26 protein-coding genes are annotated in these 26,094 nt (G+C 59.3%); 9 read left to right on the top strand and 17 right to left on the bottom strand.

Annotated features, from left to right (window positions below; translation table 11 throughout):
• Positions 1-2: 2 nt before the first annotated feature.
• The 6 genes from ACR0FE_RS21355 to ACR0FE_RS21330 form a co-directional block, all read right to left on the bottom strand.
• Positions 3-1,148 (bottom strand): cytochrome D1 domain-containing protein, encoded by a 1,146-nt coding sequence (locus ACR0FE_RS21355; protein ID WP_480915142.1) that lies wholly within the window; start codon positions 1,146-1,148, stop codon positions 3-5.
• Positions 1,145-1,432: a c-type cytochrome gene (locus tag ACR0FE_RS21350; protein WP_170825200.1), complete on the bottom strand. Its 288-nt coding sequence runs from the start codon at positions 1,430-1,432 to the stop codon at positions 1,145-1,147. The genes ACR0FE_RS21355 and ACR0FE_RS21350 overlap by 4 nt, the downstream gene beginning before the upstream one ends.
• 73 nt (positions 1,433-1,505) lie before the next feature.
• Positions 1,506-2,267: a uroporphyrinogen-III C-methyltransferase gene (gene cobA, locus ACR0FE_RS21345; RefSeq protein WP_480915140.1), complete on the bottom strand. Its 762-nt coding sequence runs from the start codon at positions 2,265-2,267 to the stop codon at positions 1,506-1,508.
• 201 nt (positions 2,268-2,468) lie between these two features.
• Positions 2,469-2,876, bottom strand: a complete 408-nt coding sequence (locus tag ACR0FE_RS21340; protein ID WP_170613997.1) for a plastocyanin/azurin family copper-binding protein — start codon at positions 2,874-2,876, stop codon at positions 2,469-2,471.
• A 52-nt stretch (positions 2,877-2,928) separates the two neighbouring features.
• The gene (locus ACR0FE_RS21335; RefSeq protein ID WP_480915138.1) at positions 2,929-4,704 is read right to left on the bottom strand and encodes a NapC/NirT family cytochrome c; all 1,776 of its coding nucleotides are present in this window, start codon (positions 4,702-4,704) and stop codon (positions 2,929-2,931) included.
• Positions 4,705-4,828: 124 nt separating this feature from the next.
• A complete protein-coding gene (locus ACR0FE_RS21330; RefSeq protein WP_170613995.1) occupies positions 4,829-6,505 on the bottom strand; it encodes a cytochrome D1 domain-containing protein in 1,677 nt (558 codons plus the stop codon).
• Positions 6,506-6,740: 235 nt separating this feature from the next.
• On the opposite strand from ACR0FE_RS21330, the gene ACR0FE_RS21325 reads away from it, so the two are divergent.
• The 7 genes from ACR0FE_RS21325 (at position 6,741) to ACR0FE_RS21295 (ending at position 13,440) form a co-directional block, all read left to right on the top strand.
• Positions 6,741-7,922, top strand: coding sequence for an NnrS family protein (locus ACR0FE_RS21325; protein ID WP_480915136.1), 1,182 nt, complete (start codon positions 6,741-6,743; stop codon positions 7,920-7,922).
• Between the two features lie 99 nt (positions 7,923-8,021).
• Entirely contained in the window at positions 8,022-8,471 is a 450-nt protein-coding gene (locus ACR0FE_RS21320; protein ID WP_480915134.1) for a c-type cytochrome, read from the top strand.
• Positions 8,472-8,487: 16 nt separating this feature from the next.
• A complete protein-coding gene (locus ACR0FE_RS21315; RefSeq protein WP_170678681.1) occupies positions 8,488-9,855 on the top strand; it encodes a cbb3-type cytochrome c oxidase subunit I in 1,368 nt (455 codons plus the stop codon).
• A 5-nt stretch (positions 9,856-9,860) separates the two neighbouring features.
• On the top strand, positions 9,861-10,670 hold the full coding sequence (locus ACR0FE_RS21310; RefSeq protein WP_480915132.1) for an AAA family ATPase: 810 nt from the start codon (positions 9,861-9,863) through the stop codon (positions 10,668-10,670).
• 9 nt (positions 10,671-10,679) lie between these two features.
• Positions 10,680-12,602 (top strand): nitric oxide reductase activation protein NorD, encoded by a 1,923-nt coding sequence (locus ACR0FE_RS21305; RefSeq protein WP_480915130.1) that lies wholly within the window; start codon positions 10,680-10,682, stop codon positions 12,600-12,602.
• On the top strand, positions 12,599-13,147 hold the full coding sequence (locus tag ACR0FE_RS21300; RefSeq protein WP_480915129.1) for a cytochrome c oxidase subunit 3: 549 nt from the start codon (positions 12,599-12,601) through the stop codon (positions 13,145-13,147). Before ACR0FE_RS21305 ends, ACR0FE_RS21300 begins: the two co-directional genes overlap by 4 nt.
• Positions 13,148-13,152: 5 nt before the next feature.
• On the top strand, positions 13,153-13,440 hold the full coding sequence (locus tag ACR0FE_RS21295) for a cytochrome C oxidase subunit IV family protein (RefSeq protein WP_480813150.1): 288 nt from the start codon (positions 13,153-13,155) through the stop codon (positions 13,438-13,440).
• 52 nt (positions 13,441-13,492) lie between these two features.
• Here ACR0FE_RS21295 and hemA read toward each other — a convergent pair whose 3' ends face one another.
• Positions 13,493-14,716 (bottom strand): 5-aminolevulinate synthase, encoded by a 1,224-nt coding sequence (gene hemA, locus ACR0FE_RS21290; RefSeq protein WP_480915127.1) that lies wholly within the window; start codon positions 14,714-14,716, stop codon positions 13,493-13,495.
• Between the two features lie 179 nt (positions 14,717-14,895).
• On the opposite strand from hemA, the gene ACR0FE_RS21285 reads away from it, so the two are divergent.
• Positions 14,896-15,588 (top strand): Crp/Fnr family transcriptional regulator, encoded by a 693-nt coding sequence (locus tag ACR0FE_RS21285; protein ID WP_170613974.1) that lies wholly within the window; start codon positions 14,896-14,898, stop codon positions 15,586-15,588.
• A 153-nt stretch (positions 15,589-15,741) separates the two neighbouring features.
• Here ACR0FE_RS21285 and ACR0FE_RS21280 read toward each other — a convergent pair whose 3' ends face one another.
• From ACR0FE_RS21280 to ACR0FE_RS21240, 9 genes are all read right to left on the bottom strand, one after another.
• Positions 15,742-17,016, bottom strand: a complete 1,275-nt coding sequence (locus ACR0FE_RS21280; protein ID WP_480915170.1) for an aminopeptidase family protein P — start codon at positions 17,014-17,016, stop codon at positions 15,742-15,744.
• 14 nt (positions 17,017-17,030) lie between these two features.
• Positions 17,031-17,531: an aminopeptidase P family N-terminal domain-containing protein gene (locus tag ACR0FE_RS21275; RefSeq protein WP_480915125.1), complete on the bottom strand. Its 501-nt coding sequence runs from the start codon at positions 17,529-17,531 to the stop codon at positions 17,031-17,033.
• Positions 17,524-18,519: an ABC transporter ATP-binding protein gene (locus ACR0FE_RS21270; protein WP_480915123.1), complete on the bottom strand. Its 996-nt coding sequence runs from the start codon at positions 18,517-18,519 to the stop codon at positions 17,524-17,526. The genes ACR0FE_RS21275 and ACR0FE_RS21270 overlap by 8 nt, the downstream gene beginning before the upstream one ends.
• Positions 18,516-19,508 (bottom strand): ABC transporter ATP-binding protein, encoded by a 993-nt coding sequence (locus tag ACR0FE_RS21265; RefSeq protein WP_480915121.1) that lies wholly within the window; start codon positions 19,506-19,508, stop codon positions 18,516-18,518. The genes ACR0FE_RS21270 and ACR0FE_RS21265 overlap by 4 nt, the downstream gene beginning before the upstream one ends.
• A 3-nt stretch (positions 19,509-19,511) precedes the next feature.
• Positions 19,512-20,363: an ABC transporter permease gene (locus ACR0FE_RS21260; RefSeq protein WP_170807991.1), complete on the bottom strand. Its 852-nt coding sequence runs from the start codon at positions 20,361-20,363 to the stop codon at positions 19,512-19,514.
• On the bottom strand, positions 20,360-21,301 hold the full coding sequence (locus tag ACR0FE_RS21255; protein ID WP_170807990.1) for an ABC transporter permease: 942 nt from the start codon (positions 21,299-21,301) through the stop codon (positions 20,360-20,362). Before ACR0FE_RS21255 ends, ACR0FE_RS21260 begins: the two co-directional genes overlap by 4 nt.
• 153 nt (positions 21,302-21,454) lie before the next feature.
• Positions 21,455-22,939 (bottom strand): ABC transporter substrate-binding protein, encoded by a 1,485-nt coding sequence (locus ACR0FE_RS21250; protein ID WP_480915118.1) that lies wholly within the window; start codon positions 22,937-22,939, stop codon positions 21,455-21,457.
• Between the two features lie 134 nt (positions 22,940-23,073).
• Entirely contained in the window at positions 23,074-23,676 is a 603-nt protein-coding gene (locus ACR0FE_RS21245; protein WP_480915117.1) for a helix-turn-helix domain-containing protein, read from the bottom strand.
• 102 nt (positions 23,677-23,778) lie between these two features.
• Positions 23,779-24,525 (bottom strand): creatininase family protein, encoded by a 747-nt coding sequence (locus ACR0FE_RS21240; protein ID WP_480915115.1) that lies wholly within the window; start codon positions 24,523-24,525, stop codon positions 23,779-23,781.
• Positions 24,526-24,585: 60 nt separating this feature from the next.
• Between ACR0FE_RS21240 and ACR0FE_RS21235 the strand changes: the two genes are divergently transcribed.
• Entirely contained in the window at positions 24,586-25,188 is a 603-nt protein-coding gene (locus tag ACR0FE_RS21235) for a helix-turn-helix domain-containing protein (protein ID WP_480915114.1), read from the top strand.
• Positions 25,189-25,230: 42 nt separating this feature from the next.
• Here the strand turns inward: ACR0FE_RS21235 and ACR0FE_RS21230 are convergent, their stop codons facing one another.
• The gene (locus ACR0FE_RS21230) at positions 25,231-26,001 is read right to left on the bottom strand and encodes a transporter substrate-binding domain-containing protein (protein WP_480915112.1); all 771 of its coding nucleotides are present in this window, start codon (positions 25,999-26,001) and stop codon (positions 25,231-25,233) included.
• Between the last annotated feature and the right edge of the window lie 93 nt (positions 26,002-26,094).

Raw genomic sequence — 26,094 nt, 5'->3', positions numbered from 1 at the left:
GGTTACAGGCCTGTTCTGTGCGCGCGGGCGGTGAAGAAGATGCCCGATGGGCTGTCCGCTTCGATTTCACGCAGTTTTTCAAATGTTTGCGTGTCGTAGATCATGACCTTGTTGGCATCCCGGACGCTGATCCAGACCTCATGACCGCGCGGCGTGAACTCCATGTGCAGTACGGCGGGGCCGGGTTTGAATTCGTGGATGATGTCCTTGCTGACACTGTCGATGACCTGGATCGTATCGTTCAGCGGGTGGGCGAAGTTGACCCAGACTTGCCGCCCGTCGGGCCGCGCCATTGCAAAGACCGGCTGGCCATGGGTTTGGGTACGCCCGGTCTCGGTCAGGGTATCGGCGTTGATCCACAAGACCTCGTGATGGCCAACAGCGGGCAGAACGAATTCACGACCGGTCAGCGCCCAACCTTCAAGATGGGGCATCTTGTAGACGGGCATCTCTTCTTGCCCGCGCCCGTAATCGGGCAGCACGCGGATGGGTTGCGGGGTGTCAGCCCAGAGGTCCAACGCCGTTAAGCCGTCTTCGCCAAACAGGCCGGTGATATAGGTCCGGCCATTTGAAGTTATCAAAGCGTCGTAGGGGTTTTCACCCATATCGGGGATTTTGGTGATTTCCGGCGTACCTGAGGAAAAATCGGCTATCCAGGTCTCACCCGTGTCCCACATGGTGAACACGAACCGCCGACCGGGTGCGTCAACCAGGCCGATGGTTTTGCTGCCGGTCCGAAAGTCCGCGACCATTTCAAGCGTATCGGCATCGAACACGCGCACGCCGCCGGGTTCATAGTTGGACACTGCCACCAGCGTACCATCGTCAGAGATTGCGCCGCCGATGGCATTGCCCGCCTGTACAACACGATTGGCAATCTGGCGGGTGACGATGTCGACCTTGGTCAGACCTCCATCGCGGCCGAACACGTAGGCAAAACGTTCGTCAGGCGAATAGACTAGCGACGCATGGGACAGATCGCCCAAGCCTTCGATCCGGGCCAGCGCCGTGCGCTCGGATTGATCGACCAGCAGGACTGAACCCTGCGCCCGTTCGATCACCAGCCCGAGGTCGCCGGTGGCGGTGGGTTCCGCCTGCGCAGTGGACATCATAAGGGTTGCGGCAAGGCCGAGTATGAGCTGTTTCATTGTGCCTCCGGTTCAAGCAGGTAGCGAGCGATCCACTCGGCCTCTTCTTCGGTGATCAAGGGGCGCCAGGGTGGCATCGCGGTGTCCGGGATTCCGTCAAGGATGACGCCGGTCAGAACTTCGGCGTCGTAGTGTGCAAGAGTTCCCGCACGCAAATCGGGACCCAGACCTCCCTTCAAAGACAACCCGTGGCACGATCCGCAATCCTGATGGACCAGTCGCTTCAGAGCGTTGGGGTCCAGCGTATCGGCGGCAATTGCCGAGGTTGCCACCAGCACGGCCATGGTCAGAACGGTGCGCCCGGCCCATCCTGACTGCGGATTATTGCGGGCCGGCGCGGTATTTTGGCGACCTGGCCTAGCCATGAGCCTGTTCCAATAACTCAGCCACGGGTCGCTCGGAATATAGCGAAACGACCTGACCGATGATGAACAGGGTAGGGGCCGCAAGTTCCGCCTGACGCACATCCGCAGCCAACCGATCCAGCCGGGAAACAAGGCGGCGTTCTGCGCGGGTGGTGGCCTTGGCGACGGCCAGAACAGGGGTCGATCCGGGCAGGTTTTCGGTCATCAGACCCATGGCGATCTGACCGATGTTGGCAACGCCCATATAAACCACCAGCGTCGAATCCGGGTCGGCCAGACTTTTCCAGTCCAGATCCAGAACCTTGTCTGCCTGCCGGTGCCCGGTGACATATTGGACTGAGGTCGCAAGGCCCCGATGGGTCAGTGGCACGCCCGTTGAACAAGACGCGCCTTGTGCCGCTGTAATTCCGGGCGCGTATTCGACCTCGACGCCGTGGTCCACCAGATAGGCGGCCTCTTCCGAACCGCGGCCAAAAATCATCGGGTCGCCGCCTTTCAGGCGCGCCACAGCTTGGCCAGCGCGGGCCTCTTCCAGCAGGATTTCGTTGATGCGGTCTTGTGGGACAGTGTGGCATTTCGGGGCTTTGCCGACAGGTATGAGTCGTGCCCCTTCGGTGTGCATGGCAAGGATTTCGTCCGAGACCAATCGATCATAGACCACCACATCCGCCTGTTGCAGCATCCGCAGGGCGCGCAGGGTCATCAGCTCCGGATCACCCGGTCCGGCACCAATCAGAAAAACCTTACCGCTCATGTGCAAACTCACTTGTCCTGAATGTCGTCGGAACCCGGTGTTTCCTGCGCGAATCCAGTGTGATTACGGGACGTTGCTGGGTGAACCGGGCGTGTCATGACGGCAGGTTGGCGCATTCGCGGTTCAACCTCCTTGACATAAGTTAAGGAGCGCGGGATTTGCATCCGCGCTCCTTACTTCTGCCCGTATGTCTGCTTCTGCTCAGGGACCTACTGTGATCATTCCGATCATGTTCTGTGTCTCCCAATGCGGACCGCACAGATAGTCCTGCGGCCCCGGGGTGAGGAAGGTCAGATCAACCGTTTCCTCGGGAAACAGCCGGTCGCTTTCAGGTTCGCTGCCGTCTTTCAGCAGCACGCTGTGGCTGGTGCGTTTGTCCACGTTCACCCAGCGGACCGTGGTTCCTGCTTTGACCGTCAGTTCGGCAGGGCAGAAATTGTATTTGTACATCAACACAACTTCGGCGTCCTCAACGGCTGACGATGGCTGGTCGAACAATTCGACATAACGTTCTTCGGCCTCGGCGCAGATTGCGGCTGTGTCTTCGTCGGCCGCAAGCACCGGTGATGCCAGAAACAAAAGTGCAGGAAGAAGTCTTTGGGTTTTCATGATCCAATCTCCTTTCTGAAAGGTCAGGGGCCGGATCCTCCGGCCCCAACCGTTACTGTTTCACCACGTTGATATTCGCGCTGTCGTCGTCCAGCGCGAGGCTGGTGTTCAGCGTCACATGGTGGAACCTCGCACTGGCATAGTCATCGTGGATTGCAAAGCCGACCGTATAGGTCTGCCCGGGTTCCAGCGGCACATCACCCGGCGCACCGGAGTTCAACGGCCGCGTGAACACGACAGTCCACGTTCCGCCGGAAAGCTCGGCCGAGGCGGCGATTTCACCGTCATTGACCACGCGCTGATCCAGCAGATAGCCGTTGGTTGCACTGCCATCAGCATAGACCCGCATCAGGTCAAGATAGGCACCGTCGGCCAGGTATTGCTCAATCTGCTCGGCAGACTGCAGCTTGTCCCAACCACCCAGGGGCTTGCCACCGCGGCCCTTGACTTCAACCTCGGTGCGGCTTTCGCTGATGTATTTGGTCACCGTGTCCTGCGCGGTCAGCCGTCCCGTAACATCACCATTGGCGGCAATGGCATCCGCACCCGGGTCAAAGGGCATGTAGCTGTTGTCGGCGTGACATGAAGCCCAGCAACCCACTTGATCACCCAGTTCGATATCTGTGCCGGTGATCATCATGGCGACCTTGATCTGGTTGTCGGGGTCCATTTTGCCGCCATCAACGAACGGGGCAGGGCTATGGCCCGCATCCGGCCATTGCAGGCGGATATAGAGGTTTTCATCGTCATGCGCCGCCTGAACGGTTGCGTCGATCACCCCACGTTTGCCCGGGATCGGGGTCGGTTCCAGTTCGCCACCGGCAACGATCTTGTTTCCGATGGTGTCCAGTTCCTTGGCGTGACAGGTCGAACACTGATCGCCCCCCTTGGTCAGCGGACGGGCACCGCCGTGGGTCTTGCCGTTTTGCACCCATTCGAACGACGCCTGACCGGGGTAGAACAGTTTCAGGTCCGCACTGGCCACGGCATTCCAGTCGATGTTCGAAGCGACGTCGCTGCCACCGCCGCCCGCAGGCGCGGCCGAGGCCTCTCCCGCAGCGTTGGCGCGTTCTTCCGCCACAGCGGCGTCAATCTGGGCCTGAACAGCCTCTTGCTGGGCTTGTTTGGCGGCTTTTTCCGCGTCGGCCTCGGCAGCTTCAAGGGCTTCGATCTTCTCGAGGCTGGCTAGATATTCTGGCGGGATCGGCCGGACAAACGCAGGGTTCGGGGCTTCCAGCTCTTCCAGATACTCGTCGGTTGCACGGTCCCGGATGTTCGAGTGCGCAATCCCCTTGTGGCAATCGATACAGGTCTGACCGGTTTCCATCGCGTTCAGGTGCTGCTGACGGGCGCGGGGTTTCTGGAATTCGGGCATCATCGATTCGAAATCGTGGCAGTTACGGCACTCGCGCGAGTCGGTAGCCTTCATCCGCTCCCATTCGTTCATCGCCAGATGGATGCGTTTGGCTTCGAATTTCTCTGGGGTGCTGATGGTCCCGACCATTTTGCCATAAAGCTCTTTGGAGGCCTGGATTTTGCGGATGATCTTGTGGGTCCAGTCCTTGGGCACGTGGCAGTCTGAACAGACCGCGCCCACGCCGGAACGGTTCACATCGTGGATCGTGCCGGTGTATTCGGTGTATATATAATCGCGCATCTCGTGACACGAGACACAGAACTTCTCGGTGTTGGTCGCTTCCATGGCAGTGTTGAAGCCGCCCCAGAAGATGATGCCTGCAGCAAAAGCGGCAGCGAGACCGGCCACGGGCATTCCCCACAGGAAATACCGGCGCCAGATCGGTGGTTTTTTATCCGGTTCGGAGGTCATATCCGTGCTCCGTTATGGCTGTCTTGTCAGGCCTTGTGTGGCAGGCCGGTGAGTTTGGCTGATAGGTCAAACGAGGAAAGGGCGGGCGAGGGGCCCGCCCTTTCCGGTTCTGGATGCGATCCCGTCAGGTGACGTGGTTCGAACGGTTGTAGACGTTGAACTTGCCGGTCGGGGCATAAAGCCCTTCGATGCGGCCAATTTCTTCCAGCGTCTTGGCGTCGAAGATCACGATCTGACCGTTGGGTTCTTTCGAATCCGACAGGTTCCATTTGGAAACCCAGACCTCGGTACCATCCGCGTTGAACTCGAAGTGAACAGCGGCGCTGCCTTCATCTTCGGTGATCTGGATGGTTTTTACGATCTCGCCGGTCTCTTTCGAGATGACCTGAACGGACTGCTGAATTTCCGGTTCCGGATGTTTGGTCTGGTCAGCCCAGATGTAATCCGAATTCGGGTGCGTGCGGATAAACAGGCCGGGGCCGTCGGTTTCCACTTCGTAGCAAACCTTCCAGGCATCGTCCGGACGGTTCTCTGGGTCGTTGCCCCAGACGGTCACGGCACCAACACCAAGGTGGGTTGTACCGGCAACCGGACCACAATTCGGGTCAACCCAGTTGGCGCCCGGGCCGGGGTGCGGCAACGCAGCCGTGTCGATCATTGCCTCAAGCTTGTGAGTTTCGGTGTCGACGACAACCATCTTGTTCGACGCGTTCGCGGCGATCTGGAAGTACCGGCCAGTCGGGTCAAAGAACCCGTCGTGCAGGAACTTGGCCGAGTCGATCTTGTCGATCCGCAGGTTCTCAAGGTCGGTATAGTCGACCTGCCACAGCTGACCCAATTCCTTGATCGCGACAATCCAGGTTGGCTCGTTCGGTGTGGTGTAGATTGCAGCCACGCGGGCCTCTTCCACATAGTCCCCGTCCACGTTCACGCCGCGTGTCGACACAACCTTGACCGGTTCCATGGTCTGGGCATCGACGATTGCGAAATGCGGCGGCCAGTAACCACCACCGATGACGTATTTGCCGTCGCCGGAAACGGCCACATCGCGGGCGTCATAGGCAATCTTGACCTCGGAAACCAACATATTCTCAGGCTTCTGCCAGAGGTCGATCTTGGTCATCTTGCCGTCGCGGCCCATGGTGTACCAGAAGCGGCCCGGATGTTCCGGTTCGGTAGTGCTGTGGTGTTCGGATGCTTTCAGAACGTGGACAGCGTAACCGGTCGGGATGTGTGTCAGCACTTCTTTGGTGTCGCCGTCGATCACGGCCACTTTACCTACGTCACGTTCGATGACGACAAAGAAGTTCTCCCAGTTGCGGCCATGCAGCGGTTCGGTCGGATAGTCGGCTTCTTCGACATAGACCTTGCGTGTCGCTTTCATCTGTTCCAGCGACATCTCAGGCGGCTTGGGGGCCTCCATCATAATGTATGTCGCCATGTCCTTGATTTCCTGCTCGGTCATGATGTCCGAGAAGTTGTTCATGCCGCCTTCGGTCCCCCAGGCGATGATCTTTTCAAGACGTTCCTGCCCAAGCGCGAGGGTGCCGCCTTCGGTCACGGTGCCGTCGGCTGCGGTTTTCTTCCAGTGGGGTTCAAGGTTTTTGCCTGTGGCGCCTTTACGCAGAACGCCGTGGCAACCTGCGCATTGCTCGAAATAGAGCTGCTTGGACGATTCAAACGCTTCGTCGCTCAATGTTGGCTCTTCGGCGAAGACTGGTGCAGCGACGCTGCCCAGCAGCATCGCCAAACCGACCCCAAAGGCGCGGCCAGTTTTGTTGTAGCTGATTCCAAGTGACATGATCACTCTCCATTTGCTGGTGAGGCAGGCTGGAGACTGAAACATCACAGAGATGTTATCCTTGACCAAAGTCAACGGAAGGGACGGAAACGGGTTTGTGCACGGACTGAAATGCAAAAATAATTCCCAATAAAACAGGTGTTTCCGGGTCATGTTTTGCGACGGTTTTGATTTTGGTTAAGTCATCCGGGCCGCCGGGCTGCTACCTGTGGCAAAACGGTCTAGGAGAGCAGAAATGCCCACGATCATCACTCGTATTTTTGGTGAAGGATTCCGAGTTTTTTTCCTGTCTGCAGGTCTCTACGGCCTGTTTGTCGGCCTTGTCTGGGGGCTGTGGCTGGCGGTGCCGTATTTGGCACCGGATTACGGCATGACGCCGCCTATGTGGCACGCGCATGAGATGATTTTCGGCTATGCCACAGCAGCTTTGGGAGGGTTCTTCCTGACCGCGGTGCCGAACTGGACCGGTGCGCCCGACGCGCGGGCTCGCTTCATCGCACTGGCGGCAGGGGTCTGGCTGGCCGGCCGGATGGCAATGTGGTTTTCCGGGATACTGCCGCCGCTTGTGGTCGCGGTTTTGGATCTGGCCTTTGTGCCAATGCTGGCAGCCAAGATCGCCACACTGCTCATCCGCCGTCCCAAGCCGCAGAACATGGTGTTTCTCCTGCTGCTAAGCTTCATCTGGGTCGCGAACCTGCTGACCCATCTGGAATGGGCTGGTATTACAAGCGACACACTGCAAACAGGTCTGCGGGCAGGGTTGCTGACACTCTGTGCGATGATCGCCATTCTGGGGGGCCGGATCACTCCCGCCTTTACACGCAATGCAATGAAACGCGCCGGAGAACCCGAGGCGAACTGGCCGGTCTCGGTGGCTGGCCTAGACAAGGCGGGCATGATTCTGGCCTTGGTTCTGCCCTGTGGCGTTCTGGTATTGGGCGCGACAGGCGCGACCGGAGTGCTGGCGCTGACCCTTGGCGGCGTGCAAATCCTGCGCATGTTGCGCTGGCGCATGATCTGGTCCGCGCGGCAGCCAATCTTGTTCGCGCTGCACCTGGGGCTTGGAATGCTGGCGCTGGGGCTGATTCTTTGGGGGCTTGCGGCATTGGGCTTCGGCAACGAGGTTGCTGCGCTGCACGTTCTGGGCATTGGTTGTGTGGGCGGCATGACCCTTGCGGTCATGAGCCGAGCTGCGCTGGGGCACAGCGGACGAGATCTGATCGCACCCGGCCCGATGGTCGTGGCCTATGGACTGATGGCCGCGGCAGCGATCTCGCGCTGGATCGCGGCGGATATGGAATCTGGTTATCTTGTTGCGGTGCTGCTGTCCGATGGTCTCTGGGTCAGCGCCTTTGTGCTGTATCTGATCGCCATGTGGCCTGCGCTGACGGGTCCACGGCTGGGGCACTCAAACTGAATCTGATTTCCTGTCGCAAGTCTTGACTTTCGTTAAGGCGATACCATCACCCACCCGCCATTCTGAGCAAACTAGCTAATCTGCGCAAAGGAGAGCGCGATGCGAGAAGTCATGACAAAGAGCATGGCTCGCAATATATTCTATGGCGGGTCACTGTTCTTCATTCTAATCTTTCTGGCCCTGTCGGCCCATTCCCACCTGTATATCGTCAATTCCGAAAACGCGGCAAAGCTTGACGAAAGTGTGGTTCGCGGCAAGCACGTCTGGGAAAAACACGCCTGCATCAACTGTCACTCGATTCTCGGCGAAGGGGCCTACTTCGCCCCCGAAGTCGGTAACGTGATGACCCGTTGGGGTGTGCTGGACGACCCGGAAGCAGCCTTTGAATCCCTCAAGGGCTGGATGGAGGCGCAGCCGACCGGCATTCCCGGTCGCCGACAAATGCCCAATTTCAACCTCAGCGACGAAGAACTCCGCGACCTGACCAACTTCCTGATCTGGACGGACAATATCGACGCTCAGGGCTGGCCGCCCAACGAGGCAGGCTGAGAAAGGGACAAGGACAATGAAATACGAATCCCAAAAAATCGCCTACGCCTACTTCGCAGTGGCAATGGGCCTGTTCGCGATCCAGGTGATCGGCGGCCTGCTGGCCGGACTGATCTATGTATCGCCAAACTTCCTGAGTGAGCTTCTGCCGTTCAATATCGTGCGGATGCTTCACACCAACTCGCTGATCGTCTGGCTGATCCTGGGCTTCTTCGGCGCTGCTTACTTCCTGATCCCGGAAGAGGCCGAGCGCGAGATACATTCGCCCAAGCTGGCCTATCTGCAGCTGATCATACTGGTCGTCGGCACGCTGGGCGTGGTCGTGACCTATGTCTTCAACCTGTTCGAAGGCAATTGGCTGCTGGGCAAAGAAGGGCGCGAGTTCCTGGAACAGCCCAAATGGGTCAAGGCGGGTATCGTCGTGGCTGCGCTGATCTTCCTTTACAACGTGTCGATGACCGTTCTTAAGGGCAAGAAGACCGCTATCACCAACATCCTTCTGTTGGGTCTGTGGGGTCTGGCGCTTTTGTTCCTTTTCGCTTTCTACAACCCCGGCAACCTGTCGCTGGACAAGCAATACTGGTGGTATGTTGTCCACCTGTGGGTTGAAGGTGTGTGGGAACTGATCATGGCCTCGATCCTGGCCTATCTGATGCTGAAGTTGACCGGTGTTGACCGTGAGGTGGTTGAAAAGTGGCTCTACGTCATCGTCGCTGCCGCACTGTTCTCGGGCATCCTTGGCACCGGCCACCACTATTACTGGATCGGTACACCCGCCTACTGGCAGTGGATCGGTTCGATCTTCTCGAGCCTCGAGGTGATCCCGTTCTTCGCGATGATGGCCTTTGCATTCGTCATGGTCTGGAAAGGCCGTCGTGACCACCCCAACAAGGCCGCCCTGTTGTGGTCGCTGGGCTGCGCCACATTGGCCTTCTTCGGGGCCGGCGTCTGGGGCTTCCTGCATACGCTGCACGGTGTGAACTATTACACCCACGGCACGCAGATCACGGCCGCACACGGTCACCTGGCCTTCTACGGCGCCTATGTCTGCCTCAACCTGGCGATCTTCAGCTACGCAATGCCGATCCTCAAGAACCGCGATCCTTATAATCAGGTTCTGAACATGGCTTCCTTCTGGCTGATGACAGGTGGTATGGTCTTCATGACCTTCGTGCTGACCTTCGCCGGGACTGTTCAGACACACATGCAACGTGTGGTCGGTGACTACTTCATGGATGTGCAGGATCAGATCGCGATCTTCTATTGGATGCGCCTTGGCTCTGGCTTGGTCGTGGTGCTTGGTGCGCTGCTGTTCATCTACTCGATCTGGGTCCCCCGGAAAGAGGTCATTGAACCCGGCGCAGCTGAAACTCCTGCGGAGTAATGGATATGGACGGCTCCATGCAACTGGGAACGGGGGCGGCTGACGCCCCCTTCTACCTGCCCCAAGGCGACGAATGCGACGTGTTCGCCGCCGCCTATACCAACAACCTGCCGGTCTTGCTGAAAGGGCCGACCGGATGCGGCAAGACCCGCTTTGTGGCCCATATGGCCGCCAGCCTTGGCCGCCCGCTTTACACCGTGGCCTGCCATGATGACCTCGCTGCCGCCGACCTGATCGGCCGCTACCTGCTGAAAGGCGGCGAGACCGTCTGGGTCAATGGCCCCCTGACCCGCGCAGTACGTGAAGGTGCAATCTGCTACCTTGATGAGGTAGTCGAGGCTCGCAAGGACGTCACCGTCGTTCTGCACCCGCTGACCGACGACCGGCGCATCCTGCCGATCGACCGCACCGGCGAAGAGCTTGAAGCCGCACCCGGCTTCATGTTGGTGGCCTCATACAACCCCGGCTACCAGAACATTCTGAAAACTCTGAAACCCTCGACCCGTCAGCGTTTCATCTCGCTGGAGTTCGACTTCCCGTCGCCCGAGATGGAGGCCGAAGTCGTTGCACAGGAAAGCGGCCTGCCGCTGGAACGCTGCAAACCGCTGGTGCGTCTTGCCGGCAAACTGCGTGGGCTCAAGGGTCAGGATCTTGAGGAAGGCGTTTCCACCCGTCTGGTCGTTTATGCCGCAACGCTGATCGCGCAGGGCATGTCCACCGACCGCGCCATCCTTGCCGCAATGATCGAACCTCTGACTGATGACGAGGATATCAAACGCGGGCTCCTCGATCTTGTCACGGCTGTCTTTGGGTGAGGCCGGCCGATGGTCAAGATCGACTTTGAGCCATGGGAACCCGAAGAAACGATCGGGAAACTGTGGCACACCCTTGCCAGCCGCCTCGATGCACCTGAGGTGCATGTTGGAGCCGCGGTCGACCTCTCTGAGGTCGCGGGGCGGCTGGCAGTCCTCTTCCGGGGACTGGGGGGCAGCCCGGGCGTCGAATTGCGCCCGGTCTCTCCTGAAGTTTCGCGCCACCGTCTCGGCTGGCGCCGCCGTCTGGCGACCGAAACCGAACTGATGCCGCGCGCGTCGTTCGACAGGGAAGTACTGCGCCTGCCGGACCGGCTGGCCGTATTCCCCGCGCGCGAAGCAAACGGCGCGCTTTATGTCTGGCTGGCCGCAACTGCCGCCCATGCCGCAACAAGAATTGACGAAGACGATCCTCTGCGCGGCGACCTGCGCGCACTGGTCGCTGCCCGGCACATGGTCGAGGCGACATTGGAAAATGCCCCCGGTCTGCGCCCGCTGTACGCTGAACTCTGCAAGGGCGTTCTGTATCAACGGAACATACCCGGCCTGCCACCGCTCGAGGCGGCGGTCGAAGAGGTTGTCCGCAACATGCTGGGTGACCCCAGGCCCCTGTCACCACAAGCCCAAGAGCTTTTGGCACTGGGTGACGATCTCGCCGCCCCGCGCTGCTATCAGCATTTCCGCCCGGTCCCGCTGTGGCCCGAGTTGCGCGCCGTCGGGTTTTCCGAACATAACGAGGTTGAAAACCCGGATACAGAAGGCCCACCCGAAGAATCCGGTGAAAAGACCCACCGCGCGCGGCGCCGAAAATCTGACCAGGCTTCGCGCAGCGACAGTTTCATCCTGCACAAGTTCGAAGCAATACTCAGTTGGGCCGAGTTTTTGAACATCAACCGTCGTATCGACGATGATGACCCCGACAACGCGAAGAAAGCGGCCGACGATCAGGAGGAGATCGGCCTTGGTCAGATCTCCAAGGCGCCGCCGACCAAGTTAAAACTCCACCTCGATCTCGCGCCAGAAGACGTGAACCGAGAACGCCTGTCAGGCCGCATCCTCTATCCTGAATGGGACGTGCGCACCGGTCAATACCTGCCCGACCACGTCAACGTTCTGCTGTCCGACGCCGATATCCGCGAGGATGCAGCCGAGTTCGGCAAGGACCCCGCCACGGCCCGCCGCATTCGTGCCGTCAAACGCCAGTTCGAAGCCCTGCGTCCCGGTCGGGTCATGACCAGAGGTCATCTGGACGGTGATCAACTCGACATCGAAGCCGCCGTGCGGGCTGCTACCGACCGACTCGCAAGCGGGGAAAGCAACGAACGCGTCTGGATGCAATCCCGCCCCGAGGCCCGCGATCTGGCGGTGTCGATCCTGCTGGATGTCAGCCGCTCAACCGAAAGCGCCGTCACCGGCCGCGCTGTGATCGACATAGAACGCGAGGCGCTGGCGGCGCTGGCCTGGGGCCTGAATGCGTGCGGCGACGATTTCGCCATCCACGCCTTCAGTTCGCTAAAACGCGAACGCGTATACGTTCAGCGTTGCAAACGATTTGACGAACCCATGGGGCCGAAGGTCGAGCAACGTATCGCTTCGCTGCGACCGGGGCACTACACCCGGCTCGGGGCCGCAATTCGCCACTGTTCCGCCGACCTTGCCGCGCAATCTCGCAAGCGCCGCCTGCTGCTGGTCATCACCGATGGCAAACCCAACGACCTGGACCATTACGAGGGCCGACACGGTATCGAGGATACCTGCATGGCTGTGCGCGAAGCCCGCCGTGCCGGTCATTCGGTCTTTGGCGTCACCATCGACAAGACCGGCAAAAGCTGGTTCCCGCGCATGTTCGGGCAGGGTGGCTTTGCCGTCATCCCGGACCCGCACCGGCTGACAATGGCCCTGCCGCAAATTTATCGACAACTGGTCGGCGCATGAGCGACGCCACCCTGATCGACGAACTGCCCGGCGAATTGCTGATGTGGGTGCTGATCATCAGTGAACTGCTGGTGTTCGGGGCAGGGCTGATCGCCTTCATGGGCGTGCGTCTGACTGACCCGGCAGGATTTGCCGAAGCCCAGTCGCATCTTCACCGCACCGGAGCTGCATTGAACACCATCGTTCTTGTCACGTCTGGCTATCTGGCCGCACAGGCACTGCGCTGGCGGCGGGATGCCCGCCGGAATACCGCCAGATTGGCACTGTTGGGTGCGTCCCTGCTGGGACTGGTTTTCCTTGTCATCAAAGGGGTGGAATATGCCGACAAAGCAGCGCAGGGTATCAGCTACGAAACCCATCCGTTCTTTCTCTTCTACTATATGCTGACTGGATTTCACGCCGCACATGTGCTGGCCGGAACCTTCATCCTCCTGCTGGTCGCCTGGCGGGATGACCCCCGAAATGTCGAGGCAGGCGCCCAGTTCTGGCACATGGTCGACCTGGTTTGGATCATGCTGTTCCCGGTCATCTACCTGCTGGGATGAACATCATGGCCGCCTCTTCATCTTTTCCCAAATACTCCCGCCGGAGGCTCCCGAACCCGCTAACAAAGGCCTGGCTTGGACTACTGGCGCTCAGCCTGGCATCCGCGCTTCTGACCCTGCTGCCTGCAGCGCCTGCGACAATAGGGGGTGGAATCCTGCTTTTGGCGTTGCTCAAGGCGCGCCTCATCCTCGCGCGCTACCTCGACCTGACGGACAGCGCTGGCTGGCTACGAGGCTTTACACTGGTACTGACCGGGTTTTCAGTCACGGTTTTTGGCCTCTACCTGGTATGATAGAAAAAGCCGCCCGAAAGGGCGGCCATTTTATACAATTTTCAAGCCGGTATCACTGCGCGGCCATCGGCCGCCGGGCAATCTGACAGCGTTGCCACAGCGCGGACAGTGCGCCGACAAGATGATCGATATCCGCGTCAGTATGGACGGGCGACGGCGTGATCCGAAGACGTTCAGTGCCTTTGGGAACGGTCGGGTAGTTGATCGGCTGGATATAAATGCCGAATTCTTCCAGCAGCGTGTCCGAAATGAATTTGCATTTCACCGGATCACCCACCATCACCGGAATGATGTGACTGGGGTTGGAAAGATGCGGGATGCCTTCGGCATCCAGTCTGGCCCGGACCTGTTCCACACGAGCCTTCTGCAAACCGCGCTCGGCGTTCGACTGTTTCAGATGCCGAATTGATGCCGCTGCCCCGGCTGCAATCGCCGGCGGCAGGGCGGTCGTAAAGATGAACCCGCTGGCGAAGCTGCGCACGAAATCGCACAAGGCGACCGACGCCGCGATATAACCGCCCACTACTCCGAACGCTTTGCCAAGCGTGCCTTCGATGACGGTCAGGCGGTCCATCAGCCCTTCACGTTCGGCGATGCCGCCGCCACGTGGACCATAGAGACCAACGGCGTGAACTTCATCCAGGTAAGTCATCGCCCCGTATTTGTCGGCCAGGTCGCAGATCTCTTTGATCGGGGCGATATCCCCGTCCATTGAGTAAACGGATTCAAAGGCGATCATCTTGGGTGCATCCGGATCAGCGGCGGCCAGTTTGGCCTCGAGATCGGCAAGGTCGTTGTGTTTCCAGATCACCTTTTGCGCCCGTGAGTGGCGAATGCCTTCGATCATCGAGGCATGATTCAGCGCGTCGGAGAACACGATCAGACCAGGAATTTTCGCCGCAAGTGTACCAAGCGCGGCCCAGTTCGAAACGTAACCGGACGTAAACAGCAGCGCGGCTTCTTTCCCGTGCAGGTCAGCCAGTTCCGCCTCGAGCAACACATGATCGTGGGTTGTGCCGGAAATGTTGCGCGTTCCACCCGCACCTGCGCCGCAGCGATTCAACGCATTTTGCATCGCGTTGATCACATCCGGATGCTGACCCATGCCCAGATAGTCGTTCGAGCACCAGATCCGCACATCGCGCTGGATATCGCCATCGGTTTGCCGCGCATTTGGAAAAGCGCCGCGGTGGCGTTGCAAATCGATGAAAACCCTGTAGTTTCCCTCATCCCGCAATGCGTCGAGGCTTTGACTGAAAAATCGCTCGTAGTCCATGGTGTGTGCTCCCCGGATTGCTGGCTTTGCAGCGAGGTTAATCGCTGCGGCCGAGGCGTGACATGACAATAGTCAAGTTGGTGGGCGGGAAAGGGCTGGTGCCTGGGCGATGGCTTTGGCATAGCCATAAAGCAAGGAAAATACCGGTCGGAGACCCGGCCTGAAAAAGGGGAATATTCGTGGCCCATGAAGCCGAAAAGGCAGTTGCCCGGCAGTCTTTGCTGCTCAGGAGCTTGCCAGAGCAACATGTAGATACGTTACTGAGCCAAGCCATCTGGCGCGAATACGACCGTGGGGAAACCATCTTTCTGCAGGAAGAGACGGCTCAGGCCGTTCACGTGGTTCTGGCTGGGTGGATCAAACTGTTCCGGATGTCTCCGTCCGGTGCCGAGGCAGTGGTCAGCGTGTTCACCAAGGGCGAAAGCTTTGGCGAGGCGGTGGCGTTGCGCAATATGCCCTATCCGGTCTCGGCCGAGGCCGTGTCGCGTTGTCAGGTGATGCATATCCCGATCCCTGTGCTGATATCTCTGATGAAGGAAGACCCCGAAATCGGTATCTCGATACTGGCGGCAACGTTTACTCACCTGCATTCACTGGTGGCGCAGTTGGAGCAACTGAAGGCGCAAACCGGGGCACAGAGGGTGGCAAAATTCCTGCTGGGTCTTTGCGATCGCGACAGCGGTGCCTGCGAGGTGGTGCTGCCCTATGACAAGATGCTGATCGCCGGACGCCTTGGAATGAAGCCCGAAAGCCTGAGCCGCGCATTTTCGCGCCTCAAGGCAACCGGAGTCGTCATCGATCGCAACCACGCGCGGATTTCAGATGTCACTTCTCTTCTGGAATATGCTGAAAGCGACCCGATGGACAAATGACCGGACTGTCCTGTCACTTCGCTGATTAAGCCTGAACTTTGTCTTCCCATCATGCAAGTTTCTTACATGGCTTCGACCCGTTTTGAGCCGGGGCCCTGTGCACAAGTTCCATTCCGGAATATTTGGAACCGTTGCGAGGTACTGAACAACCCGTCAAGCAATGGCTGCGCAGGCTCTCTCGGCCCATGCACGCCCGGCGGGTGATAGCTGCGAACCGATCCGGCGCAGGACCTCGGCGTTGTATGCGTTCAGCCAGCTTTGTTCCGCTTGGGACAACTTGTCAGCAAGCAGCATATCAGTCTGGATCGGTATCCATGTGAGGTTGGAAAACGCCATGAAGCCATCGTCCTCTTCGACGATCTCGAACAGGTTTTCGATACGGATGCCAAACCGGCCCATCTCATAAAACCCCGGCTCGATGGACAGGATCATACCCGGCACAAGATCCACCGGGTTGTATGGCTTGCCTATACGCTGCGGGTGTTCGTGTACGGAAAGGCGATGCCCGATGCCATGTCCGGTTCCGTGATCATAGTCCAACCCCAGATCCCACAAAGGGCGGCGGCAGATGGCGTCGATGTGGTGGCCCTGTGTGCCGGGTGGAAACCGCAGTGTTGCAAGGGCGTGGAACGCTTTAAACACGGCGGTATAGGCGCGGTCATACCCATCCGGCCTGACCTTTCCGAAGGCAAAGCTGCGGGTGGCGTCGGTTGTGCCGGTCTCATACTGGCCGCCGGAATCCAGCAGATATGTCCCTTCAGGGTCAATTGTTGCCGCATCCTCCGGAATGGTCGCGTAATGGCACATGGCAGCATTCGCACCCGCGGCCGAAATGGTATTGAAGCTTTCCTCAAGATACCCGGCACGGTCGCGGCGGCAGGACTGAATTTTGTCTTTTGCTTCAAGCTCGGTCACTTGTCTGTTGAGAGTGGCTCGCGCCGGGATTTCAGCATTTAGCCAACCACAGAACTCGGTCCAAGCGATGGCATCTTGAAGGTGACAGGCACGCAGGCCTTCTATTTCGACCGGATTTTTCCGGGCCTTGAAAAGCGTCAGCGGACTGCTGGCCGCTCGACCTTGCGCAGATGACCGGTCGAGGGCCAGACGCACCGCAGCCGGGGAAAATTCGGCATCGCATTGCACGCACGCGCCACGACCCGACAACTCCGAAAGGGTCGGTAGAAATGCTGCTGGCGGATGCAGCGTCACGGTGTCGGGCAGATGATCGCAGATTTCTGGGCTGAATTTTTTGGTTTCGACGAACCAGTCAACCTGACCCGATGAACGCGCCAACAAAAAAGACTGTGGAACCGGACAATAAGCCACATCCGAACCGCGCACATTGAGAAGCCATGCTATGTTGTCCGGCTGTGTTTCCACCAGCAGATCGACCTCGCCGCTTTGCAGGGTTGCGACAAGCTGAGAGATCTTTTCATCCGCGCCTACACCCGTGATTGTGTCGGAAAGGCAGAGATGATGCCGTTGGGCGGCGCGGGCTGATTGGGCCAGATCGCGTCAACAGGGTTGTCTTCAACGGCGACAAAACGGGCGCGCGATCCATTCAGCGCATCCGTGAAGCGGTCATGCAAAACGGGCGGCAGGTGCATGGCGTCAAACCCGACGGACCAGCCCTGTTCGGCAACGGTGGCCAGCCAGAATTCAGGCGGCTCGTCGTGCAGATGGTGATGCGAGAACAAAGGTTCCGGGCATTGATTGGCAGCCTGAACCACATATCGTCCATCAACAAACATGGCGACAGTGTCACCTGTCACGATGGCCAGTCCGGCAGTACCGGTGAAGCCGGTCACATAGGCCAGCCGTTCGTCATGCGGCGCGACGTATTCGGCCTGATGCGCATCGTAGCGGGGCAGAACAAATGCATTAAGACCACGGGTGCGCATCTCGTCGCGCAGGGCTAAAACGATCCGAGCGCGGTCAGGCATGGGCGTTGATCTCTTTGACGTGGTGGCAGGCGACCCGGCCGCGATTTTCGAACGGCATCAGGGCAGGAGTATCGGTCCTGCAAATCTCGGATGCGTGGCGACAGCGGACATGGAACGGGCAGCCCGATGGCATGTTCAGGGGCGAGGGCAACTCTCCTTCAAGCGGGATGGCCTTGCCCCGATCATCCGGGTTCAGGGATGGCGCGGCAGACAAAAGCGCCTGACTGTAGGGATGGGCAGGGGCGGAGAACAATGTCTCGCTATCGCCGATTTCGACGATCCGGCCCAGATAGATCACCGCCACGCGATTTGACACATGCCGCACCAGTCGCAGGTCGTGAGCCACAAACAGGATGGTCAGGCCCAGTTTTTGCTGCAGCTCCAGCAGCAGGTTGACCACCTGCGCCTGCACCGACACATCCAGCGCCGAAACCAGTTCATCCGCAATCAGCACTTCGGGCTCGACCGCCAGTGCGCGGGCAATGGCGATGCGCTGTCGCTGGCCACCGGAAAACTCGTGCGGCAGTTTGTGCTGAGCGTCCTGAGGCAGACGCACAAGGTCCAGCAGTTCCGCGACACGGGCGGGGATGTTCGCTTTGGTGCGCATGTCGTGGACCGCCAACGCCTCGGACAGAATCTGGCCCGTTGTCATGCGTGGGTTCAGCGAGGAATAGGGGTCCTGGAACATCATCTGAACGCGCCGGTTGTAACTGCGGTCGCCGCCTGCATCTTCGAAGATATCCTGCCCCTCGAAACGGATCGTCCCGTCACTGGGGCTATGCAATCGAACGATGCAGCGGGCCAGCGTGGATTTCCCGCAACCGGATTCGCCGACGACGCCAAGCGTTTCACCCCGGATAAGATCCAGGCTGACGCCATTCAGCGCCCGCACCACGCGACCCGGCCGGCCGGTGGCAAGATCAGAAAGGCTGCGACCCAGGGCAAACCGCTGATGCAGGTCGCGTATTTCGATCACGGCATTGTTCATGCGGCGTTTCCTTCGGCCTTGGTCACAGGGTTGAAGCAGGCCACCTGCCTGCTGTCCGCGATCACCGACAGAACCGGGCGGTCCTGCTGGCAGGGCTGGATGCAGGCCTCGCAGCGTGGCGCAAAGGCGCATCCCTGCGGAAGCGCGTCCAGAGATGGAGGAACACCCGGCACGGAATAAAGCGGCGTCCGAGGTGTAAGATTTTCCGGAACCGAGCGCATCAGGCCAACTGTGTAAGGATGGCGGGGTTCGCGCAGCACATCCCGAACCGGCCCCTGTTCGACGATCCGGCCTGCATAAATAACCGCCACGTTGTCACAGGTTTGGGCGACCACGCCCAGATCATGAGTGACAAGGACGACGCCCATTTCAATCTCGTCCGCCAGACGCAGAATCAGATCGAGGATCTGCGCCTGAATGGTCACATCCAGCGCCGTAGTCGGCTCATCCGCCAGCAGCAACCTGGGGTTGGCGGCCAGTGCGATTGCGATCATGACCCGTTGGCGCATACCACCGGAGAACTGGTGCGGGTAATCCCTGAGCCTTTGCGCCGCCGAGGGGATACCGACCAGATCCAGCATCTCGACCGCCCGGTCGCGCCGGGCTTTTCCGGACAGATCCGTATGTGCGCGCAATGTCTCCTCCAGTTGCAGACCCACTGTCAGCAATGGGTTCAGCGAGGTCATGGGTTCCTGAAAGATCATCGCGATCTCGCGCCCCTGGACCTGCCGCAGAGCGCGGTCCGGCAGCGGCACCAGATCGCGGCCCTGCCAGCGGACCTGCCCGCTGACATCGCCATAACGCCGCGCCAGTCCGATGATCGAGCGCAGGGTGACGCTTTTGCCCGAACCGCTTTCACCGACCAGCCCCAGAACCTCGCCACGAGCCACGCTGAAGCTGACGTCGCGCAGGGCCGGCAGTTCCCGGCCGTTGCGGTGGAAAGTGGTGTTAAGCCCCTGAACCTCGAGGATGGGAGTTCGTTCAGTCATCTCTTATCCCCGTGGTCTCAGCAGATCGGCCAGCCCATCGCCCAGCAGCGAAAAGCCAAGGCCCGTCAAAACGATTGCCAAACCGGGCATCAGGCTGAGCCACCATGCGGTCGAGATGAAATTGCGCCCCTCGGCGATCAGCACGCCCCATTCCGCCTGCGGTGGCTGCGCGCCCAACCCAAGATAGCCCAGCGACGAACCCAGCAAGATCACCAGCGCCATGTCAGTCATCCAGTAGACAATGACCGGGGTGATGGCATTGGGCAGCAGGTGACGGAAGATGATGCGCCGGTCGGAATAGCCCATGACGACCCCGGCGGCCGCATAGTCATTGCCCATCTGCGCGATCACCTCGGCTCGCATCAGACGCGCGTAATAGACCCAGTAGACCACTGATATGGCGATATACATGTTGATAAGGCCCGGCCCCAAAACGGCGACTACCGCGATCACCAGCACCAGAAATGGAAATGTGATGACCGCATCGACGATCCGTCCGAAGATCAGATCGGCAATGCCCCGGTAATATCCGACCAGAGCTCCGATGATGACACCCGTCACCAGAGCAAAAACTGTGCCGAAGATCGCCATTTGCATATTGACCTGATAAGCCCAGATCACGCGGGACAAGCTGTCACGGCCTAGCAGGTCGGTGCCGAACGGGTGCTCCCATGATGGCGGCTGACGCACCGCCAGATAGTCAATTGCATTTGGATCGTAAGGAGCAAACGCTCCGGGAAAGATGGCCAGCAGGGTCGATAACCCGATGATCAGCAAACCGGCCACAAAACCCGGCTTGCGCAAGGCGGCGCGGGCAAGGGATGGGCGGTCGGCTGTGAAAGGCACGTCACTCATTGCAGGCGCATCCTTGGGTCCAGGCGGCTTTGGAACAGGTCCGTCATCAGAAAGACCAGCGAAACCAGAAGCGCGAAGGTCAGGGTCAGCCCCTGTATCAGCGGGTAGTCGCGCGCAAAGATCGCTTCCAGCATCAGCCGTCCCATTCCGGGCACCGCAAAGACAGTCTCGGTAACCAGCGTTCCGCTCATCAGATTGCCGATGGACAGGCCCAGCAGGGTGACCGTGGAGATCAGCGCGTTGCGCAACACGTGACGGCCAAGGATCAGGCGCGGCGGCAGACCCTTGGCGCGGGCGAACTGGACATACTCGGCATCCAGAACCTCGATAATCGCGCTGCGCAAGTTCCGCATGATGATGGCCGAAGTATAAAGCGCCACGGTCACCGAAGGCAGAAACAGGTGATAGAGACGCTCACCAAACGTGTCGCCATAACCACCCACCGGGAACAGGCGCAACTGCGCCGCCAAAAAGGTCAGCAGAACCAGTCCGATGTAAAACACCGGCATCGACAGGCCGATCTGGAACACAGTGCGGATCACCGCATCGGGCCAGCGGCCGCGATTGAGCGCCGCGACAAAGGCCAGCGGACCAGCGATGATCAGGGATAGCACAACCGAGTAAATCGTCAGGAAAACCGTGATCGGCAATCGATCGGCAATGACGCCCACGACATCCGTCCGCATCAGGATCGAACGGCCCAGATCGCCCTGCAGAGTATTGGTCAGAAACAGCCAGAATTGCACTGGCATCGGCTCCGTCAGACCCAGTCTTTCCCGGATTGCAGCAATATCGGCGTCAGATGCGCGGTCCCCGGCCATGGCGATGGCCGGATCACCGGGCAACAGGCGCACCAGCATGAATATGATGATCATGACCAGAAAGAAGGTCGGGATCATCAGCAAAAGCCGTTTGAAGATGTAGGACAGGCTGGACAATTCGACGCTCCGCAAAGGGCCCCGCCGCAGGGTGCGGCGAGGCAAGGGATCAGCTCTTAGCGGCTGACTGTGGCTTCATCGAAGATGTTATTGCCAAGCGGGGTCTGAACATAGCCCTCGACCGCCGTCCCCAGCGCGACAGCGAAAGGTGTTTCATACATGAACAGCAAGGGGGCTGCCTCGGCATAAAGTGCCTGCATGCGGTCGAACTTGGCCTTTCGAGAGTCCGGGTCCATGTCTTTGGCGGCCTCTTCGAACAGGGTGTTGAACTCTGCGTTCTCCCAACCGGTGCCGACAGCCTTGGCAGTCGGTGTGTAGCCCAGCCAGCCGACAACCTGGCTGGGATCGTTCACATCGTTGACCCAGCCATGTGTGAATGTCAAACTCACCCGAGCGGTTCTTGGCCCCGCGCGTGGCGCCGTCGACCTGTTCGACCACCAGATCAATTCCCAACTCGCCCCACATTTGCTGAAGCGCGGCGAAAATTGTTGCGTCATCGGCGGATCCGGCCAGCGTGGTCAGAGTCACCTGCGTGCCGTCCGCGACCCCGGCATCCGCGATCAACCCTTTGGCTTTTTCAAGATCATAGCTATAGAGCGGGCTCAGATCGGCCGCATATTGCGTTGCTTTGGCCATCAGCGGTGAGCTCATGGGTTGGCCCGCACCGTGCAGAACCACACCGATCAGAGCATCCTTGTTGGTTCCATAGTTCAGCGCCTGCCGCACGCGGGGGTCTGCCAGCGGGTTGGGGGAACCGTCGGCGCGTGTCTCACGGGTGTTGATCGGCGAATAGATGATCCGTGTTGACGGATACAGCTGCATGTTGATGTTCGGATCGGCCGCAAGCTCGGCCACGCGGCTGAACGGGATGAACTCGGCTGCATCAACCTCTCCCGCCTGGAGGCGTAGAATGCGGGTTGCATCATCGGGAACGATCTCGAAATGGACGCCGTCCAGATAGGGCAGGGCTTTGCCATCCGCGCCCATGCGCCAGTAATGCTCGTTGGCGCAGAAATCCATGCTGGCCCCTTGTTCAAAGCCGCACAAATAGAACGGGCCGGAGCCGACGCCTGCGCTTGTGGCCGCAAAAATGGCAGCGGATTTGTCCTGATCCGTTTCACCTGCGGCTGCGTCGAATGCGGCTTTCGAAACGATGGCGGTGTTGAATGTGGCCAACATCGACAACAGGGTGGGATCGGGGTCTTTCAAAGCGATGGTGATCGCGTTTCCATCCGCGGACACCGCGTCAATCGACCCCAGTAGACCAGCCCATGGGCTCAGGTCAGGGTTGCGGGCGCGATCCAGCGAAAAGACCACATCCGCGCCCGACATGGGCGAGCCGTCAGCGAACTGGATACCTTCTCGCAGGGTCAGGGATACGGTCTTGCCGTCCTCTGACACTGCATAGTCTTCTGCAAGCCCGGGTTCGACCGAGTTGCCATCGGGGCTGCTGCGCAAAAGCGTGTCGAACAGGCTGCCAACCATCCAGATATCGGGGTTGCGGTCCGCGTAGATCGGATCGATAAGGCGCGATCCGTCATAGCGGGCAAAGTTCAATGTGCCCCCGCGTTCTTGCGCCAGAACGGGCAGCGCAAGCGTCGCGGCGACCGTGGCGCCCAATAGTGTCTTCAGCTTCATCTTCTTCTCCTCCCGCAAATCTTCTTGCTCCTGCGGAGGGACATTAAGCGATTCTTAGTTTTACTAAAGTTTTTTTTAGTAAAAGTTGAAACTTTTTTAGAGCGCGGCATTCCGGGACTGAGTTTTTCGCAGTCCTAACCGCTGTCTGGTGGCGCGGAATCCTTGATCGGAGAGGTTGTAACCCACAGTTCGACGGCCTCGGTTTCGCCCAGGACAACGGAATAGTGCGGCGTCGATGTGTCGTGATGAACCACATCGCCGGGTGACATGATGAAAACACGATCACCCAGATGGTATTCCAGTTGACCGGCTTGCAGATAGCAAAAGGCTTCACCGCTGTGGCACATACGTTCCGATACGTGCCCCGGCGGGCGATGAACGATCTGCGGGTGGAACAGAGCGCCCAGAAATCCCGGCCCGAGTTTCTCGTAAAACCGCCCGCGCAAGCCAAGGGAATAGGTCTGTCTGCTCTCCTTGGCGACAAACTCGGAAAAGACCTGTGGAACGCTCAGCAGTTGTTCGATGGTTGTTTGCAAAGCCGCAGCAATTGCCATGAGAGAGGTTAAGGAGGGAGAGCTGAGCCCACGCTCGACCTGAGACAGAAACCCCGTCGTCAGATCGGCCTTCTTGGCCACCTGATCCAGCGTCAGCCCCATCGCCTTGCGGCGTCGCCGGATCGCCTGACCCAATTCGGTCGGCTGCCCCTTGGTTTTTGCCCGCGTTGTCGGAGCTTGCATCCAGTCTCTCCTGCATTCCATTTGTTCTGACCATTGAACAGAAGAATGCGGGGAAGATCAAAATTTATTTTAGTACAGCTAAAAATCTGGCACCAAGTGTTGTCAACTTTGCCTCCTTGCCTGTTGAAAATCAAGAAACTCCCGTGAGATGGCTTGAGCCGCCATCTCCAGCAGTCGGGCTCCGTCTGTGGGCGTGGCCAAAGCAGAATGGGATCCGACCCGCCCGTCTGGGAATTCTGCGCGGTGTTCATCCGGCGGCCCGTGACGGTCTCCGCTGTGATCACGCAGGTATTGAGGGGTCAGCTTTTGCGGCGGCTCTCCGGCGCGTTCGTCGGTTATGACGCCCAACAAGGATTGCGTGATGGCAACTTCGGACGGGGTGGCGTGCATCCCTTCCCATTCTCCGTATAGCGTACGCCGCAATGCGTTGACGGGTTCAGGTTCCCACCAGCTGCGGGTGATCAAGGCGTTCGGGGGCAGGTCGGCGCTTATGGCCCGCAGGGGTGCAATGTTCGCACCATGGCCGTTAACGATGAAGATGCCAGAAAAGCCCTGCGCCAAAAGGCCTTCAATGATTTCCTTTGCATAAAGAGTGAACACATCCGGGGAAACGGAAACCGTGCCGGGAAAGGCAGCGTTGAAAGGTGCGGGCGTGTAGGCCAGGGCGGGTGCCACGATCGCGTCACACAGATCAGCGGCGCGTAGCGCGACGGCCCGGGCACAGATCGTGTCGGTCCCGATCCGCCCGATCGGCCCGTGCTGTTCGGTCGAGCCGATAGGAAGCATCACCGCGCAGCCATTGCCAAGGCGGTCGTCAACTTCGTACCAGGTCATGTGTTCCAGTTGCATCAGGTGTCCTTACGGTTACGCGCGCTTTCCCTTTTTGTACCGGGGCGTTACGCTGCGTGCATGGAAGATTCCGCACCCATCGAAGGGGAAAAGCCCCGGCTGGATCAGGTAATCGGCGCAGCGGTCAAAGCCCATAGGGTTCTGGCCGGCCTGACGATCGCTGAACTGTCGGCGCGCGCCAATGTCTCGCCAGCGATGATTTCCAAGATCGAGCGGGGACAGGTATCCGCTTCGCTGAATTCGCTTGAGGCGTTGGCGAAGGCCACGGGCGTTCCGCTGATCAATTTCTTCGCCGGAACTGCCGAAGTGACGGATGTATCCTTTGTGGCCGCCGGCGAGGGCATGACGGTTCAGCGTATGGGTAGCGATTTTGGGCATGCGTTCAAACTGATCGGACGTGCCGAAGCCAGCCACGTGAGCTTTGAGAGCTTTCTTGTCACGCTTGAAGGCCCCTTGCCGCCGGGCCCGCTTTATCAGCATGAAGGGGCAGAGTTTGTGCATGTAACCGAGGGCGAAATGATCTTTCGGTGCGGCGAAGGCTTGTACCACATGCGCCCCGGCGACAGTCTGAGTTATGATTCCAGTACGACCCATGGGGCGGTTGAGCTTAAGACCGACAAGGTCAGTTTTATTTCGCTTCTGGCCAAAGCAGTGCCTGGCTAGACCGTCCGCTCCGGCCGGAGCGGACGGTTCTAAATATGGGGATCAAAGCCCCCATTTTTCCTTGTTGGCCTCAAAGAACCCCTGCGCCTTTTTCACTTTGATCCAGTTGTTCACGTAATTGATCCACACCTGATCGTCCTGTGGCAGCAGCATGGCGATGGGCGAAGGAGAACGGGCCTCGGCGCCTGCAACGGGGACAACCGGAAATTTGGCTTCCAGCGTCGCGCCTTCGATGTTTGACGTGATAAAGACGTCGGCACGTCCGGCCAGAACCTCCTGAAATCCGCGGGCAGGGGCCTCGACCACCTTGATATCCGCGTTCGGGAACCATTCGCGCGCGCGTTTTTCGAATGTGGTGCCAAGGGTTGTTGCAACCTTGACGTCAGGCTGGTTGATCGAGTCGTAGCCGCTGAAACGGTCGGCCTTGTCCTTGGTCGTGAAAGGATAGAGTTCGACCGAGATGTAGCTTTCCGAGAAACCCGCAACTTTCATGCGCGGCGGCGAGATCGAAGCCGAACCGGTCATGTGGTATTTGCCCGAGACCACGCCGTTGACCAGCGTTTTCCAGTCGGTCGGAACAAACTCGACCTCGACCCCCAGGTCGTTGGCCAGCTCGGTCATGATGTCGATGTCATACCCTTTGTAGCTGTTGGTCGCAGGGTCGCGCAGGGTCATCGGGTTCCAGTCACCGGTTGTGCCAACCTTCAGGACACCGCCATCAAGGATTTCGTTCAGCGCTGACTGGGCCTGTGCGGCCCCGGCAAGGGCCAGTCCGATGGCTGCCGCAGCGGCCGTCCTGAGTAGGTTTTTCATCTGAGTGCTCCCGTTGGTTGTTCATTGATTGCCGTTGTATACTAGCATTTTTGATGCTTGATTTAACGTCAAGTGCAACGATAACCTCAAGAA

Source organism: Ruegeria sp. K7 (assembly GCF_056531785.1).
The sequence above is the reverse complement of the archived record's forward strand: the minus strand, read 5'-3'. Positions and strand labels throughout refer to the sequence as shown.

Bases quoted from the DNA above. Each gene is read 5' to 3' on its own strand.
- ACR0FE_RS21355 (WP_480915142.1), bottom strand. From the start codon at position 1,148: ATGAAACAGCTCATACTCGGCCTTGCCGCAACCCTTATGATGTCCACT.
- ACR0FE_RS21350 (WP_170825200.1), bottom strand. From the start codon at position 1,432: ATGGCCGTGCTGGTGGCAACCTCGGCAATTGCCGCCGATACGCTGGAC.
- cobA (WP_480915140.1), bottom strand. From the start codon at position 2,267: ATGAGCGGTAAGGTTTTTCTGATTGGTGCCGGACCGGGTGATCCGGAG.
- ACR0FE_RS21340 (WP_170613997.1), bottom strand. From the start codon at position 2,876: ATGAAAACCCAAAGACTTCTTCCTGCACTTTTGTTTCTGGCATCACCG.
- ACR0FE_RS21335 (WP_480915138.1), bottom strand. From the start codon at position 4,704: ATGACCTCCGAACCGGATAAAAAACCACCGATCTGGCGCCGGTATTTC.
- ACR0FE_RS21330 (WP_170613995.1), bottom strand. From the start codon at position 6,505: ATGTCACTTGGAATCAGCTACAACAAAACTGGCCGCGCCTTTGGGGTC.
- ACR0FE_RS21325 (WP_480915136.1), top strand. From the start codon at position 6,741: ATGCCCACGATCATCACTCGTATTTTTGGTGAAGGATTCCGAGTTTTT.
- ACR0FE_RS21320 (WP_480915134.1), top strand. From the start codon at position 8,022: ATGCGAGAAGTCATGACAAAGAGCATGGCTCGCAATATATTCTATGGC.
- ACR0FE_RS21315 (WP_170678681.1), top strand. From the start codon at position 8,488: ATGAAATACGAATCCCAAAAAATCGCCTACGCCTACTTCGCAGTGGCA.
- ACR0FE_RS21310 (WP_480915132.1), top strand. From the start codon at position 9,861: ATGGACGGCTCCATGCAACTGGGAACGGGGGCGGCTGACGCCCCCTTC.
- ACR0FE_RS21305 (WP_480915130.1), top strand. From the start codon at position 10,680: ATGGTCAAGATCGACTTTGAGCCATGGGAACCCGAAGAAACGATCGGG.
- ACR0FE_RS21300 (WP_480915129.1), top strand. From the start codon at position 12,599: ATGAGCGACGCCACCCTGATCGACGAACTGCCCGGCGAATTGCTGATG.
- ACR0FE_RS21295 (WP_480813150.1), top strand. From the start codon at position 13,153: ATGGCCGCCTCTTCATCTTTTCCCAAATACTCCCGCCGGAGGCTCCCG.
- hemA (WP_480915127.1), bottom strand. From the start codon at position 14,716: ATGGACTACGAGCGATTTTTCAGTCAAAGCCTCGACGCATTGCGGGAT.
- ACR0FE_RS21275 (WP_480915125.1), bottom strand. From the start codon at position 17,531: ATGCCTGACCGCGCTCGGATCGTTTTAGCCCTGCGCGACGAGATGCGC.
- ACR0FE_RS21270 (WP_480915123.1), bottom strand. From the start codon at position 18,519: ATGAACAATGCCGTGATCGAAATACGCGACCTGCATCAGCGGTTTGCC.
- ACR0FE_RS21265 (WP_480915121.1), bottom strand. From the start codon at position 19,508: ATGACTGAACGAACTCCCATCCTCGAGGTTCAGGGGCTTAACACCACT.
- ACR0FE_RS21260 (WP_170807991.1), bottom strand. From the start codon at position 20,363: ATGAGTGACGTGCCTTTCACAGCCGACCGCCCATCCCTTGCCCGCGCC.
- ACR0FE_RS21250 (WP_480915118.1), bottom strand. From the start codon at position 22,939: ATGAAGCTGAAGACACTATTGGGCGCCACGGTCGCCGCGACGCTTGCG.
- ACR0FE_RS21245 (WP_480915117.1), bottom strand. From the start codon at position 23,676: ATGCAAGCTCCGACAACGCGGGCAAAAACCAAGGGGCAGCCGACCGAA.
- ACR0FE_RS21240 (WP_480915115.1), bottom strand. From the start codon at position 24,525: ATGCAACTGGAACACATGACCTGGTACGAAGTTGACGACCGCCTTGGC.
- ACR0FE_RS21235 (WP_480915114.1), top strand. From the start codon at position 24,586: ATGGAAGATTCCGCACCCATCGAAGGGGAAAAGCCCCGGCTGGATCAG.
- ACR0FE_RS21230 (WP_480915112.1), bottom strand. From the start codon at position 26,001: ATGAAAAACCTACTCAGGACGGCCGCTGCGGCAGCCATCGGACTGGCC.